11 protein-coding genes, 2 pseudogenes and 1 riboswitch are annotated in these 14,958 nt (G+C 49.4%); of the genes and pseudogenes, 5 read left to right on the top strand and 8 right to left on the bottom strand.

Annotated features, from left to right (window positions below):
* Nucleotides 1-59 precede the first annotated feature (59 nt).
* Nucleotides 60-440, top strand: coding sequence for a hypothetical protein (locus tag NSQ80_RS01880; RefSeq protein WP_339301120.1), 381 nt, complete (start codon nt 60-62; stop codon nt 438-440).
* 56 nt (nt 441-496) lie between these two features.
* Here NSQ80_RS01880 and NSQ80_RS01875 read toward each other — a convergent pair whose 3' ends face one another.
* Nucleotides 497-1,315, bottom strand: a complete 819-nt coding sequence (locus tag NSQ80_RS01875; RefSeq protein WP_339301118.1) for a protein-glutamine gamma-glutamyltransferase — start codon at nt 1,313-1,315, stop codon at nt 497-499.
* A 142-nt stretch (nt 1,316-1,457) separates the two neighbouring features.
* Here NSQ80_RS01875 and NSQ80_RS01870 point away from each other — a divergent pair, with 142 nt between their 5' ends.
* The 3 genes from NSQ80_RS01870 (at nt 1,458) to NSQ80_RS01860 (ending at nt 5,495) form a co-directional block, all read left to right on the top strand.
* Nucleotides 1,458-3,194 carry a PRD domain-containing protein gene (locus tag NSQ80_RS01870; RefSeq protein ID WP_339301116.1) on the top strand — a complete coding sequence of 579 codons (1,737 nt, stop codon included), beginning with the start codon at nt 1,458-1,460 and terminating at the stop codon, nt 3,192-3,194.
* Nucleotides 3,191-3,409: a PTS sugar transporter subunit IIA gene (locus NSQ80_RS01865; RefSeq protein ID WP_339302150.1), complete on the top strand. Its 219-nt coding sequence runs from the start codon at nt 3,191-3,193 to the stop codon at nt 3,407-3,409. The genes NSQ80_RS01870 and NSQ80_RS01865 overlap by 4 nt, the downstream gene beginning before the upstream one ends.
* Nucleotides 3,410-3,527: 118 nt before the next feature.
* The gene (locus NSQ80_RS01860; RefSeq protein ID WP_009223826.1) at nt 3,528-5,495 is read left to right on the top strand and encodes a fructose-specific PTS transporter subunit EIIC; all 1,968 of its coding nucleotides are present in this window, start codon (nt 3,528-3,530) and stop codon (nt 5,493-5,495) included.
* A 48-nt stretch (nt 5,496-5,543) separates the two neighbouring features.
* On the opposite strand, the gene NSQ80_RS01855 is transcribed toward NSQ80_RS01860, so the two are convergent.
* From NSQ80_RS01855 to NSQ80_RS01825, 7 genes and pseudogenes are all read right to left on the bottom strand, one after another.
* On the bottom strand, nt 5,544-7,361 hold the full coding sequence (locus tag NSQ80_RS01855; protein WP_339301113.1) for an APC family permease: 1,818 nt from the start codon (nt 7,359-7,361) through the stop codon (nt 5,544-5,546).
* Between the two features lie 157 nt (nt 7,362-7,518).
* Nucleotides 7,519-7,699: riboswitch (cyclic di-AMP (ydaO/yuaA leader) on the bottom strand.
* Between the two features lie 239 nt (nt 7,700-7,938).
* Nucleotides 7,939-9,054: a beta-eliminating lyase-related protein gene (locus NSQ80_RS01850; protein WP_009223824.1), complete on the bottom strand. Its 1,116-nt coding sequence runs from the start codon at nt 9,052-9,054 to the stop codon at nt 7,939-7,941.
* A gap of 460 nt (nt 9,055-9,514) precedes the next feature.
* Entirely contained in the window at nt 9,515-10,933 is a 1,419-nt protein-coding gene (gene ltrA / locus NSQ80_RS01845) for a group II intron reverse transcriptase/maturase (protein WP_339301111.1), read from the bottom strand.
* 571 nt (nt 10,934-11,504) lie between these two features.
* Complete coding sequence (locus NSQ80_RS01840; RefSeq protein ID WP_339301109.1) at nt 11,505-11,933, bottom strand: hypothetical protein; 429 nt, start codon at nt 11,931-11,933, stop codon at nt 11,505-11,507.
* 472 nt (nt 11,934-12,405) lie between these two features.
* On the bottom strand, nt 12,406-13,221 hold the full coding sequence (locus NSQ80_RS01835) for a DUF1629 domain-containing protein (RefSeq protein WP_339301107.1): 816 nt from the start codon (nt 13,219-13,221) through the stop codon (nt 12,406-12,408).
* A 13-nt stretch (nt 13,222-13,234) separates the two neighbouring features.
* A complete protein-coding gene (locus NSQ80_RS01830; protein WP_339302149.1) occupies nt 13,235-13,714 on the bottom strand; it encodes an AHH domain-containing protein in 480 nt (159 codons plus the stop codon).
* Nucleotides 13,706-14,044 (bottom strand): annotated as a pseudogene (locus NSQ80_RS01825) (polymorphic toxin-type HINT domain-containing protein); the annotation flags it as partial. The pseudogene NSQ80_RS01825 and the gene NSQ80_RS01830, both read right to left, overlap by 9 nt.
* A gap of 29 nt (nt 14,045-14,073) precedes the next feature.
* Between NSQ80_RS01825 and NSQ80_RS01820 the strand changes: the two are divergent.
* Nucleotides 14,074-14,841 (top strand): annotated as a pseudogene (locus tag NSQ80_RS01820) (transposase); the annotation flags it as partial.
* Nucleotides 14,842-14,958 lie beyond the last annotated feature (117 nt).

Raw genomic sequence — 14,958 nt, 5'->3', positions numbered from 1 at the left:
CCTGCGGCACAAATGCCCATCTCCGCGAATATACTGCAGCAAGAACAAAGGAGGAATGGATGGAAATGCCTAATATGTATTCACCTTACGGCGGTACGCCAAGCCAAGTAAGCCCGATGAGCCAAGAGCCGATGGGATACAATCACAAGAAACAAATGATGGAAATGTGTAAAAAATATCATCACCACCTCATGCAAATGGAAGGCAACGACGGCAGAATGTATGAAGGGATCATCGACGGAATGGACGACGACCACGTGTACCTGCTCGTTCCGGTGGGAGATATGGATGATCGCGCGTTCGGTTCCCCTTATGGCGGTTACCCTTCCTACGGTGGCTTTGGTTACGGTTACGGCTATCCGCGCCGCTTCCGCCGCTTTATCCGCCAGCCGTATCCGTTTTTCTTCTTCAGAAGATTTTTCTTCCCGTTTTTCTTCTAAACTTAAACGCAAAAAACAACAAGGCCTCCTGCAATTTGCGGGAGGCCTTGTTGTTCTTAGGCTTGGCTGGAATTGGTGTAATGCGCTTCGTTGTGGGAGCCGCGACGGCGATAGACGGTACTGCCGATCCGGGCATACACGCCCCGCAGGGATCGGATATGATCGTAATTGGGATAAATGATCAAATCAAGCAAGTACGCCGATCGCCGGCTGCCGGGTATTCTTCTCCGATTAAGTGCGTCGATGATTCCGGCGGAAGAATGGATGCCGATGCCATGGCCATAATAGCGGTCTTCGCCCAGCATAATGACGTTCTCCCCTTGCCATTCCGGGGTTTCGGGATTATGGTCCGGATTTTTGAAATAGAGAATATCTCCGGGATAGGGCCCCAGACGCAAACTTCCTTGACGAAAACCCAGATCACTGTCATACTGCCAATCGTAAAGAAGCAGGTTGGTAAAATACGTATTAAACGCCCGACTGCCGATCTGATCCAGTACAGCCTTATACATCACGATCATCATCGCCATCGAGCATTCGAAGCCATAAAGCGGACCGTTCCGGTAAATGTCGAGAATGGCATCCGCCGGCGCTACTCCGTTTCTTAGCCGAAACCCTCCCTCCTCCGTGCGGTTCCAATACAGCTCATTGCATCGGGATTTACGGTAGACGGCAAATTGGGCCCCGCTTCCATTCAGCGCCAAGGCCGAATCGACGATCGAGTTGCGGAGAGCCAGTTCGAACAGCAATTCATCTAAAGAACCGTAACGATAGGGCACCGGGCTTCGTTCTTGAGCCTGCACGATTTCCCTTTGAAGCGGAGGCAGCGTCATTTGAGCAAGTTGACTCTTATCTTGTGGCGGCAGTAGGATCAAACCTATTCCCCTCCTTGTCAATATTCAGGTGAATCTAGGTTAGTGTACGTGCGGATGTCTGGATTGGTGCCCGGCCGTATCGAATCTACCTGTTCCAGAAATGCTAATCCCATAATTTATATGAAGGGGGTGACGCGAAACGATGAACGACCGTCAGAAGGATATTTTACATATGCTGCTTACCGATGCCCGGCCCCACTTGGTGATCCGGGATATTGCCTTGCACTTTGGCTGTTCGGAGAAAACTATACGTAACGATCTGGATGAAATCGATCAGTATTTAACCCAATCGTCAAATGCCCGTCTGGTCCGCAAGCCCGGATACGGGGTCGCCTTGGACATTTCCGAGCCGGACAAAGCCCAAATCACCGCAGAACTGCTCCGATCCCGGTCCATCAAGCCAAAGGAACAGGAAACGGAGGAGGAACGGCTTATCGCCGTGGCCTACCGGCTCTTGATGGAGACGAAGCCGGTAACGATCCAAGAGCTGGCCGACAAGCACTACACCAGTAAGACCGTGATCAAAAAAGACTTGGACGCTTTGCGGGATTGGCTCGCGAAATGGGACCTGATCGTCGTTTCCAAGCAAAAGGTCGGCGTCTTGATCGAAGGGAAAGAACGGGATAAGCGCGCGGCGTTGTCCAAGCTGTCCCAACTCACCGGCGAAGCAGGCCAAGCCTTCATCAAGGATCGATTTGCTCCCCATGAGCTCGATATCGTCACTCGGGAGCTCAAGCAGCTCGAGCTTGATGCGCAGCTTGCTTTTACGGATGAAGCGTTCGACAATCTGCTGATTCATACGCTGCTGATGATTCGACGAACGAAACTGAAACAGCCGATTACCTTCTCCGAGCAAGAGAAGGTCTTTGTCCGCGGGAAGCCGGAGTTCCGCTGGACGGGAGCCTTCATCCGGAAGCTGGAGCGCTTCTTCGCCGTGCGCTTCCCGGAGGATGAAGTAGCTTATCTGACCGCTCATATTCTGGGCGGGAAGATCCGATCCCGGGCGCGGATCGAAACGGCGGAGCCCGGAGCAGGTCCATCCGCGGAAACGGCGGAGGCCCGCGGTTTAGCAGAGACGCTCGTCCGGAAGATGTCCGCTTTGACCTGGGTGGATTTTGGCCAAGACGAGGCTTTGATGGAAGGGCTGCGCATTCATTTATATTCAACGTTGAACCGGTTAAGCTACGGGCTCACCGTATCGAACCCGATGCTGCAGGATATCAAGAGAATGTATCCCTACATGTTTGATATGGTGATTTATGCGACGAGAGAGTTAAGTGAAGGGTACCCCTTCACCATTCCTGAAGAGGAGGTCGCTTATTTGACGCTGCATTTTCAGGCCGCTGTGGAACGGCTGAGCCAGCCGGCTGAGGGAAGGAAGCGAATCGTGACTGTCTGCCATATGGGGGTGGGCATGTCGCAGATCTTGCGCAGCAAGCTGGAGCGGAAGTTCCCCGAACTGCATGTATTGGATTCCGTTCGGAAAGCCGATCTCCCCGGGTATTTGGCTCACCATTCGGTTGACTTTATCATCTCCACAATTCCTTTGGAGAATGTGAACGTCCCCTATATCACGGTATCCCCGCTGCTGGAGACTGGCGAAACGCAGAAGATCGCCGACTTCATCGGCAAGTTGGACCAAGAATCCGGTCACGCCGAACACGCTGGCTCGATTCTGGGCATGTACACGCAGCCTTCGCTCATCTTCCCGCGCCTGACCATCGGCCATCGATTCGAGCTGATCGAGCTGTTAGGGAACGAGCTCGCCAAGCAGGGGTTCGTTGAGCCGGATTACGCGCATCAGGCTTTGCTGCGGGAACGGCTCTCGTCCACGACCATCGGCGGCGGCATCGCAATCCCCATGGCGATCCGAAGCTGATTCGCACCTCGCGGATCGCTGTTGCCACCCTGGAAGAGCCGTTGGAATGGCAGGAAGAGAAGGTGTCCGTCGTATTTATGCTGGCGCTTGCCCCGCAGGAGCAAGAGATGACGAAAAAACTGTTCCAGCGCCTGTCCTTGCTAAGCGAACAGCCTTCAACCGTTGAGCGGCTCGTGCAGGCACGGACTCCCGAGGAGCTGCTCAATTGCTTATAGGGAAAAAAATCAGTTTTTCCGCAACTTCCGGTAATATAAAGTTCTTTTCCGCCGTTCCTTTTGCGATAAGATGAGTCATGTAAACGATTTCGATCTTTGATTACAGGAGGAAACATCCATGAAACTACTGGCGATTACCTCATGTCCCAACGGGATTGCCCATACGTACATGGCGGCGGAAAATCTGCAAAAAGCCGCCGACAAGCTAGGTATTGCCATGAAGGTCGAGACCCAAGGCTCGATCGGAGTGGAAAACGAATTCACGGAGGAAGATATCCGCCAAGCGGACGGCATCATCATCGCGGCCGACAAAACGGTAGACAAACGCCGGTTCGTCGGCAAGAAGCTGCTCGTTGTTGGTGTGCAGGAAGGCATACGGAACCCCGAGGCGCTGATCCAACAGATGATTCGCGGAGAAGTGCCGGTATACCAAGGACAGGATAACAATGAAGGTACGCCGGCCAAACAGACCGGCGCCAAGCAGCAAAACGCCTTTTATCGCCACCTGATGAGCGGTGTCTCGTATATGATTCCGTTTATCGTCGTGGGCGGTCTCTTGATCGCCATCGCTCTCTCGATCGGCGGCGTACCTACGCCGGGCGGCCTGCAAATTCCAGAAGACTCGTTCTGGAAAACCATCGAGAAGCTGGGATCTGCGTCCTTTACGTTTATGGTACCGGTGCTAGCCGGGTTCATCGCGTTTAGTATCGCCGACCGGCCGGGTCTCGCTCCCGGGATCATCGGCGGTTACATCGCCGCCAATGGCAGCTTCTACGGAAGTGAAGCCGGTGCCGGCTTCATCGGCGGGATCATCGCCGGTTTCCTGGCGGGTTACGTTGCACTTTGGATCAAGAAGTGGAAGGTGCCGAAAGCGATCAATCCAATCATGCCAATCATCATCATCCCGGTTCTCTCTTCGCTGATCGTAGGTCTCGCCTTCATTTACCTGCTTGGCGGCCCGATCGCCCAAGTGTTTGAATGGCTGACCAACTGGCTTGCCAGCATGCAAGGAGCCAGCTCGATTCTGCTGGCCTTGATTCTGGGCGCCATGATCTCCTTCGACATGGGCGGTCCGGTTAACAAGGTAGCGTTCATGTTCGGCTCCGCGATGATCGCGGAGGGGAACTATCAAATCATGGGTCCGATCGCCGTTGCGATCTGTATTCCGCCGATCGGTCTGGGCCTGGCAACGTTCTTGTTCAAACGCAAGTTCCATAATGCCGAACGGGAATCCGGCAAAGCCGCCTTTACGATGGGCTTGTTCGGGATCACCGAAGGTGCGATTCCGTTCGCATCGCAAGACCCACTGCGCGTTATTCCCAGCATCATGGTCGGCTCGATGACAGGTTCCGTCATCGCCATGCTGGGCGGCGTCGGCGACCGCGTAGCTCACGGCGGTCCAATCGTTGCCGTACTTGGCGCCGTTGACAATGTCCTCATGTTCTTCGTGGCCGTCATCGCGGGTTCCATCGTTACGGCCTTAATGATCAAATTGCTGAAGAAAGAACAGGTCGAGCCTCAGCTCGCCGAAGCGAGCGCTGCGGACGAGGCGGCTCCAGCCATGGAAACGCCACGTGCGGAGAACGTCCGCCCGGTAAGCGTGCCGGCTGCCGAAGCTCAAAGCACAGTTCGCAAGCTGACGGATATCATCAGTTTGGATCTGATTGAGCCTTCCCTGTCCGCGTCAACACGGGACGGGATCATCGACGAAATGATTGCAAAGCTGAACGCTGAAGGTGTGCTGACCTCCTCTGCTGAGTTCAAGCAGGCGATTCTGAAGCGCGAGCAAGAAAGCTCTACCGGCATCGGCATGAACGTCGCCGTACCGCACGGGAAGTCGGTGGCGGTGCTGAAGCCAAGAGTCGTATTCGGGATCAAGCCGGAAGGCGTGGATTGGAGCAGCGCGGACGGAACGCCCGCTAAGTTGATCTTTATGATCGCTGTCCCTGCCGAAAACAAAGGCAATGAGCATTTAAAAATTCTGCAAATGCTGTCCCGCAAGCTGATGGATGACGCATTCCGCGAACAGCTGCTGCAGGTGAAAACCAAACAGGAAGCTTATCAGCTGCTGGATCAAATTCAATAATTAAACTAAGGTCCCCCGAGCCGTTGCGACGGCTTCGGGGGAATTTGCTTATTTTTGCAAATGATAAGGTACAGTCGCAATGACGATATCTTTCTTGTTAAACAAATAAGCTCTAAGCAACAAGCTCGACTGATTATGCAAAATATTCTGCCACCAGTGCCGAGGAATAAACTGAGGAATCAGGACGGTAATGTGATCGGTCTCCGCCGTTTTCCATTCCACGGTATCAATGAACTTCATCAGCGGCCGGATAATGCTGCGGAAGCTGGAGCGCAGCGTAATGAGCCGAACCCCCGGATTCCATTCCTCCCACTTCTTCTCCATCCGTTCGATGTCCTCATCATCAAATCCGACATACACCGCAACAACGTTATCCGTCAGCGATTTGGCGTAGCTTAACGAGTTCATCACGACACGGGTAACGCCCGCCACCGGCACGACGATCGTGCTGCCCTTTATGCAAGGTTTGTCTTTATCGATGTCAATCCGAAGCTGGTCGGCGATATTGATATAATGTCGATGGATCTGGTAGAAAATAAACATCACGAGCGGCAAGAAGATAAATACGAACCAGACATGTGAAAACTTCGTGATAATGAAGATGAGCGTAATGCCCAGCGTCGTCAGCATGCCAATCGTGTTAATCGTAAGCCGGAACACCCAACCTTGCGGCTTGCGCTTGATCCAGCGCACCATCATCCCCAGTTGGGACAAGGTGAACGGAATAAATACCCCAACGGCATAGAGCGGAATCAGGCTTTCCGTGTCGCCGTGGAATCCAAGAACCAGCAGCGCCGAGGCTACGCCCAGGAAGATAATTCCGTTTGAAAAGCCAAGCCGGTCACCGCGCACCATAAACGCATGCGGCATGTATTTATCTTTGGCGAGCATAAACGCCAGCAGCGGGAAGGCCGAATAAGCCGTATTGGCTGCCAGAAACAGGATTAATGCTGTAATGCCCTGGATCAAGTAGTACAAGATCCCGCGCCCAAAGGTCGATTCAGCGATTTGAGATATTACGGTGGCCTTCGGATCCGGAGCAATTCCGTACCAATAGGCCAGCGCACTAATACCGATAAACATGGTGCAGAGAATGATACCCATCATCACCAGCGTGGTTGCGGCATTCCGCTCCGCCGGCGGCTTGAAGTTCGGAATGGCGTTGGACACCGCCTCAACCCCCGTTAAGGCCGAGCACCCCGAACTGAACGCCTTGAGCAGCAGGAACAAGCTGACGTTGGATACGGCCGTCCCGAACTCCGGTGCGCTGGCATGAATCCCGCCAGTCCAATACTTGTAGAGTCCCGACACAATCAGGACGAAGATGGAGGCCACAAATAGATATACCGGAACCGCCAGCATTGAAGCCGATTCCGTGACCCCACGCAGGTTCATGATGGTCAGTATAGTAATCATCAGGAGGGCGATCAGCACCCGCTGATCATGCAGCATAGGGAATGCGGATGTTATGGCATCTGTACCGGCTGACGAACTTACAGCTACCGTCAGTATATAATCAACAAGCAGCGAGCCGCCGGCCAGCAGTCCGGTTGACCGCCCCAGGTTATCCATCGCTACGATATAGGCCCCGCCCCCAGTCGGATAGGAGAAAATCGTCTGGCGGTACGACAGAATCAGAATCAACAGAAGCCCAAGTACCGCAAACGAGATCGGGATCGAATACCAGAGCGCGGAAAATCCCGCCGCCATCAGGACGATCAAAATCTGCTCCGTACCGTATGCCACGGAGGACAACGCGTCCGACGACAATACGGCCAATGCCTTAAGTTTGCTTAGCTTTTCTCCTTCAATTTCGGTACTTTTCATCGGTCTGCCGATCAGTACCCGCTTCAGTTTGCTTACCATGATGAAATCCTCTTTTCATTCTCAAAATAGCCTTCAATCCTGATCCGCTCGTAGTCCTTTAGGCTTCCCATTCCTGCAGCGAACAACACAAAAAGGCCGCAGGAAAGTTGGACCTTCCCGCAGCCGCTTTAAAAAGTTCAAGCAGATCACTGCGACAATTCCCTCTTTCGGACGCTTACGGAGTTAGCTGACGGATTCGGGCACGAAAGCAGCCCTACGCAGTTTGGCCAAGTTGGCCAAATCAAGCGATTCACCCCGGAAACCCGCCCTTTTGGACGCGTTTCATTGGTTCCCCCGTTTCTTTCTGAAATAAAGAAAGAACTCAGCGATCAGGTATTTTCGCCATATCAAATTGCTACGGATGAATCATACTCCCCGCCTCAAGAAGTGTAAAGATGAGGAAAAGGCGAATGGGTCGGAAAATGGGATCGACCTTGTTCGAGGAAGCGCATACATCATCCTCTTGCATTCATTTTTGAGGGCAGGCTTGAATTATCGAAGCATACATGCAAAAAACACCGTAAGGAGCGACATCCAGTCGCTTCCTACGGTGTTCTGATCTCAAACCGATACAGGTTTAAAACGAGAGTCCTCTCAACTTCTTATCCAGCAGCTCGAACGCCAGCTGCAGCCGATCTTCCGGCACCTCGCTATAGCGATCTCCGATACTGATTTCAAAGGTACTTCCCCCATCTGCCTTCTCCTTGACGAAAGAGGTTAAGCCAACCCCGGTTTCCCGATATACCTCAATCAGCACGGGCTCCAATCGATCCTTGGGAACGTCCGAATGAACATGGAACATGTTGGACACCGGGATCGCCGGGACGGTCTTCATCCGATGACATTGATTAAACAGACTGGAGAGCTCCTGCGCTTGCCGATAATACATCCCCATCTTTCCTATGCGCTGCTCATAGTAGTAATCCGCACTCAGAAAATAAGGATACAAGCTGATGAGATCCCCGCCATGGCGTCTTTTCCACACCTTAGATTCCTTCGTCAGCTCCGGATCCCCTGCCAATATGGCTCCGGCGATTCCGCCGATGCCTTTGTAGAACGAGATATAGACGCTGTCGAACAGGGCGCAAACCTCTGCGGCGGTTTTTTCGTAGTAAGGCAACACTTCGAACAGTCGGGCTCCGTCCAGATGCAGCTTAATGCCCCGCTCCTGGCAGTAGGCGGAAATGGCTTCAAGCTCCGCGAACGGCGGCAGCTGACCGCCGATTTCGCGCTGCGGCAGCTCCAGCAGCAGGCACGAGACATCCTCCGGCAGTTGCCGAACGTCCTCCATCTCAATCAGCCGATCCTTATCCGCCAGGAGAATCGGCTCCAGCCCGTGCAGTTCCTTTAATCCGTCTTCCTCATGAATTTCCAAATGGCATAAAGGATGATAGGCCACACGTTTCGATCCCTTACGGTCGCACCAAATCCGTAAAGCAATTTGCTGCGCCATCGTGCCGCTCGGAAAAAATACAGCCGACTCCTTGCCGAGCACCGCAGCCATTTTCCTTTCGAAGGCTTCCAGCGCTTGTCCTGTACCGTACATGTCGCTGTCTACCCCGCCGCTGATCTCGGCAAAAGCCTGCTTCAGCACCTCTACATTCCGTTTTCCGTGGCCCACCACTTGATAAACCGTCCGGTCAAAGGCCGCCTTCAGTGTCCGCCTATCCAGTACCCCATCATTTCCATACATGCTCCTCGCCGCTCCTCTCCCATGCTGTCTGTCTAGTTTGTATGATCATGCTTATTATAGCGCCATTTGAAGCAGGAATCGATTATCAGTAACGAGTGGATTTGTTACTACTTACTCCACTTTGAAGTTTTCCACTTAGTGAATCATTTCGAGCGAAAACAATGCGCTCTCCTTGATCTCCAGAGCGAACTCGATAGACCAAGAAGAATCCTCTGTGGAAGCCTAATTTTGTCTAGCTACTGAAGAGAACCTAACAGTGAGCAAGGCACGGTTTTTATCTATCTTCATTAGCACTCCAATAGAAGTCGAATCCTCCATTTACAGTATCACTCTCCCTAACTAGAATCGATGACTAACTGAATACTTTTTTACCATTTTTAATCGGGTAGGAGGCTACCCATTAATTAGGCAGCCGACCTCCCACACCACCGTACGTACCGTTCGGTATACGGCGGTTCCATTAGCAATGCGCAGTAACTTGTCGATAATAATCAGAAAAGAAAAGGAATCCGAGGTTCTTCAGCCTATTGTTACCGAGGGACTTCGAGAGGATTGGGCTATTGGAGATTCTCCAATAGCCCTTTCTTGTGTTTGCGTATTCCCACGCCTTCTGTTCATGAATTCCGAGCGATATAAGCCTTTCGAGTTTCGTCCTCACTCGTTTCCATTGCTTCCAGAAGACCATTCGGATACGCCTTCTCATCCATTTATCAGTGGTTTGGAGTAGTTGTTTCATGTCAGCAAGCTTGAAATAATTTACCCATCCCATGATGTAACGCCTAAGCTTCAGCGCCCGGTCGGTGTTGCCCATTCCGTTGCTTCTCGACGTTAGCTCTTTCACTTTAGCTTTCATCTTGGATACGGATTTGGGATGGATTCTGACCCGCGTTTCCCCTTTGCTCTGGTAGAATGAGAAGCCAAGAAATTTAACTTTTGTCGCATCGTCCACGATCGTTTTCTCCCGGTTTACCTTGAGAAACAACTTCTTCTCGATGTAAGGGAGAATTTTCGTCAGGGTACGCTCCGCACTCCTCCTGCTCCGGCAGAATATGAGCATATCGTCTGCGTATCGCACGAATCGATGTCCTCTTGCTTCCAGTTCCTTGTCCAATTCATTCAGCATGATATTGCTGAGAATCGGACTTAGGTTCCCTCCCTGCGGTACGCCGATTTCCGTGTCCTCAAACTTATGCTTCACGACGACTCCCGCCCGGAGATACTTATGGATGAGCGAGATCACTCGTCCGTCTTTGATCGTTCTTGAAAGCACTTCGATGAGCTTGCTTTGGTTGACGGTGTCAAAGTATTTCTCCAAGTCCATATCCACCACGTAACGATATCCCTCTTGCACGTATTGTTGGCTTCGTTTCATCGCGTGGTGTGCGCTCCGTTTGGGTCGGAATCCGTAGCTGTTGTCTGAAAACTGCCTCTCATAAATTGGCGTAAGCACTTGGGCGATTGCCTGCTGGATGACTCGGTCAACCACTGTTGGAATGCCAAGGTTTCTCTTCTTTCCGTTCTCTTTGGGAATCTCTACCCTTCGAACGGGATTCGGGCGGTACTTGCCGCCCAAGATCAGTTGCTTGATGGTCTCGCCATTGTCTCTGAGATATTGTAGAAGTTCATCTACTCCCATCCCGTCGATTCCGTGCGATCCCTTGTTCGCTTTGACTCTCTTGAATGCTTCGTTCAAGTTGTCCCTGCTAACGATTTTCTCAAGCAACCGGTCCTTCGACTCGGTTGCGTTGGTGTCGTCGGTTTCGGTTATCCTCGCAGGACTGTGCACTCCCGCATATCCTTCGTGTTCCGCACTATTCTTTTGCAGAGAGTCTTCCGTTGGAAGTTGGCTGCCCTTGGCTCCTGTTTCGGTAACTTTCATTGACTTCACCTCCTAAGGTTCAGCCCTTCCCTCGAACCGTCGACTGTTCGCAGTACTATGGCGTCTGCTGACTTCTCATGATAAATCTTGTTTCAACCGTGATTCGAAGTGCATCTCCTCACGTCCATGAGACCTCCCACGGTAAGACGATTCACTTTCCTTCCATATACCCACATCATTTACATTGGTACGTCCGTGTAGTTAATTGGACTTCGTCTTGTTTAGCAGACTCATCCCGTATCCTATGCCTGATGATGTTCGTGTTCCTTGGGCCGGAAGTTTGCCTCCAGCTTCCTTTGGATTCCACCTCGCGGTGGACACCCTTGCTCTTGGCTAGTGGTTGGTAACTACAAACCCCCACAGTGGACTTTCACCACCTAGTTAATCGCCATGCGTGGCACACTAAAAGAAAGAACGCCTGTAAATACAAGCGTTCTTCAAAATGATATGAATACAACCCAGTTTTACTACACAATTTTCTGATTAACTATTTCAATTTCAACTAATGTAATTCATTTACAATGAAGCCGGGATACTTTGATCCGAAAAGTTCCCCTCCTCATCAACCGCTCTAACAGTCCATACAGTATAGTCTTTTTAAATCAACCGTTCTTACATAGATTTTCTTGAAGCTACTACCGCTAACCGTAACTGGCACTGTATAGTCCAGCCAGGTTTCCGAACCTTCAATCCGATACTGTGATTTCCATGTACCACTTTGATCATCAACCCCATCAAAAATAGTTACTACAAAACTAGAATTGCTCCAAAGTTCCGGACTTATTGCGAATTCAGGATCTGAAGGCGGAAGCAAATCTATATTAACCTTGTATTTCTGCGTTTTTTCAATATTACCGTCAATATCTCTAGAACGATAATAAATGATTGTCTTATCTTGATCTTTTATCGGAAAGGGTTGAACATAGCGATTCCATGTCTGTCCTCCATCAAGACTGTACTCCGAATAGTCAATCGCGGAGTGCTCGTCAACTGCATTCAAACCGATAGTCACCGGGCTAATGTAATAAGATTCTCGCCCTTTGTACCTATCACTTCAACGCTCGTCTCAGGTGGAAAATAATCCTGCTTAATCGTAAAATTAACTTCTTTAGGATCTTCGATGTTACCCATATTATCGATCGATTGATAAAGAACGTGATAAACCCTTTTCTCCGAGAAAATAACTGGGGTTGTATAAGTTAACCAACTCTGGCCATTATTCAAACTATACCGAGTCTCAACACCCCCGGGCCCGAACTAAGTACAGTTAAATTCAGTTCCACACTCCCATAATATATGCCACTTACATGTCGATTCCCAATTAGTGAATGAGTCGTAATTGGAGAATCTGATGCTGTTGCTGTTGCTATCGTCCATCCCCCCCCATACATGGGGAGAAGATGGACAAAAATAGTGCAAAACATATAGAAATGCTCAAATATCGTTTCATAGAAATCCTCCACATAAAATTATTATTTAATCTCGGACTTCTCTACTTCATGCCATAAATAACTAAGCAATATAGGAGGAGTATAGATAGGCATGATCCATTGGTAAGTCAAATCTAAAGTCAACTCACCCAGCCAAAATCGCCCTTTCTCATCTAGCTGCATTTTCCATTTTCCACTAGCAACAGCCTGTCCTTTATCAACTCGCTCTCTGGCTTCTTCGTATGAGAATTCCACTCCTTTTTTGCGTTCAATTTCTTCTAGAGCCAACTCGTAATTCCGCTTCTGTTCCTGCTCCTTCTCCTCGGTGAATTCCGAATCGAATACGACAGAAAAGTCCAGGCCTTTGAACTTATGACTTTCTATTAAGTCTTTAAAGGCTTCGGTGACATATACTCTTGTAGTTGCACGTTCTTTAAACTTAAAAATATAAGTCCACTTAGGTATTTTGGTAAAATCAAATACAAGTTTATTAAACCCTGCTAATGTACCATCTTCGAAGGATTCAAAATCTGACCGTTTCCAGTCTACGCAGTCTAGTACATTTGTAACATTAACCATGTATAAATCTAACTCTTCATGCATCAATGGCAAAAATTCAACTTCTGTTCTCACGAAGGGTTCGATTACTTCTTTGACACGAGCTGATATCACAGGTTTTCCAATTACATAATCAGGAAAATCCTTATAACTTTTTTTACTGACCGTTTCAACTTTAAATGGAGACCATTTAAACAGCTTCGATTCTCCATCAAAGTCAGATGTAATTGGGTGACTTTTGTCATAATCAGAAGAAATAACCATTGATTTGATATGATTTCTCAGTTCATAAACTTTCATAGTTGCCACCTTCTCAATTATCTAAATTGCCTAATTTTAGCCGTCCATTTAGTAATTCTGTTCTAATATATTCCAATTGTTCAAGAATTTTATCGGGATCATTTTTTACAGGTCTAATCTTCTCCAAAACAAACCTATAGTAACTAATTGCATGTCCACCATTATGAGTTGCCATAGTCTGCCCATCAATTACCGTTGTTGAAACACCTTTTTCTCTAGGTAGATAAACACCGTTAGCCGAAGTGTTCAGGTCGATCTTAGCCCCTTTCATAATGTCTTGCAACTCCTTAGCGTAAATATTTGATGCGCCATGAGGAACAATATGATGAGCAGCCCAACCATATGGTTTGTCCATTCCTGTTGCCTTTTTAATTTCTGCCTCTAGTATTGCGGAAGATCCACCACTGGTTCTAGTCGTTAATCTTTTCGGGCTTACTTTAGCATAATTTTGAATCTCGCAAACTTCTAAAAGATTGTGCGTTAGTATGCCCAAATCGGATATATAGTAAGTATGGAAACCACTTACAGTAAAGTTATAAACCTTCGTGTCTTTATAATTTACCTTTAAGGCATCGACCGAAACAAGTCCCCCGTCCTCAGTTTCCAATTGATCGCCCGGTTGCAGATCCTCTGCTGGCACCCAGCCTTTTCCTTTTACCTAGAAAGGATGATTCCCAGTAGTATCAATCTGTGTATCGCCGATTTTTATAATAAATATTTCCTCAGACTCGCTGTTGAAGAGTTTCTCAACTGGTTGGTAAGCTTGGATTCCCGTTTCTGTATCCTTGGCAAGAACCAGATCGCCAACCCTTACCTGTTCAATCGGCTTAACTTTAGTTGTAATACTGGTTCCAAAAAGGCATTTTGTCGGCTATTGACCCCGATGCGCGTTTCGGTTGGAAGAGCAGTACGAAGTCCTTTTTCGGCTATAAAGAACACATTGCCATGACCGAAGAGGAAATGATCACTGCCGTAACCGTTACCGGAGGAAGCTCGGAGGACGGAAAGCAATTCAAAGAGCTCTTGAACCAATCGCTAGCAACCGGAATTGAAGTCGATGAAGTCATTGCCGATACCGCGTATTCAGGTAAAGATAACTGAGCCGAGATGAAATCCAAAGAGATCCGGCCTGTTGTCCCACTAAATCCAGTTGTACATAACGGGGGCCTAAGGCAAGAGGGCTTTGAATACAACAAGGATGCGGATTTCGTGATTTGCCCGGCAGGTGAGCACTGTATTCGTAAAGCTGTACAAGGAAGCAAGAAAAGTGGCGAAAGCCGTTCACTTGTCTTTTACTTCGATACGGAGAGGTGCAAGACTTGCCCGCTTAGAGAAGGTTGCTTGAAACCGGGAGCGAAAAGCAAGACCTATTCCATTCGGATGGTGGCAGAGCACTTCAAGGAACAAATCGAATTTGAGAACAGTGATACGTTTAAAGAACGCATTCGCCGCCGACCGATCATTGAACATAAGAATGCCGAACTGAAAAGATTTCATGGGATGACCAAGGCCAAATACCGTGGTCTATTTCGCATGCGAATACAAGCCGTACTTACCGCTTTCGTGGTAAACGTGAAGCGAATGGTAAAGCTGAAAGAACAAATGCAGCCCGCCTCTTAAGGGAGAACGGACTGCATTTATTTGTTTTACGCCACATCTTAGTCGGAAGCCCCAGCGTCTTATGCCCTCAACCCAAAATGAGGGTGTATTGCAGGGCTCTTATATTAGACGCTCTTT

Origin of the sequence: Paenibacillus sp. FSL K6-2441 (assembly GCF_037964765.1) — a bacterium.
GTDB lineage: Bacteria > Bacillota > Bacilli > Paenibacillales > Paenibacillaceae > Fontibacillus > Fontibacillus phoenicis.
Note: the sequence above shows the minus strand (reverse complement) of the source record. Positions and strands in the feature narration are given on the sequence as shown.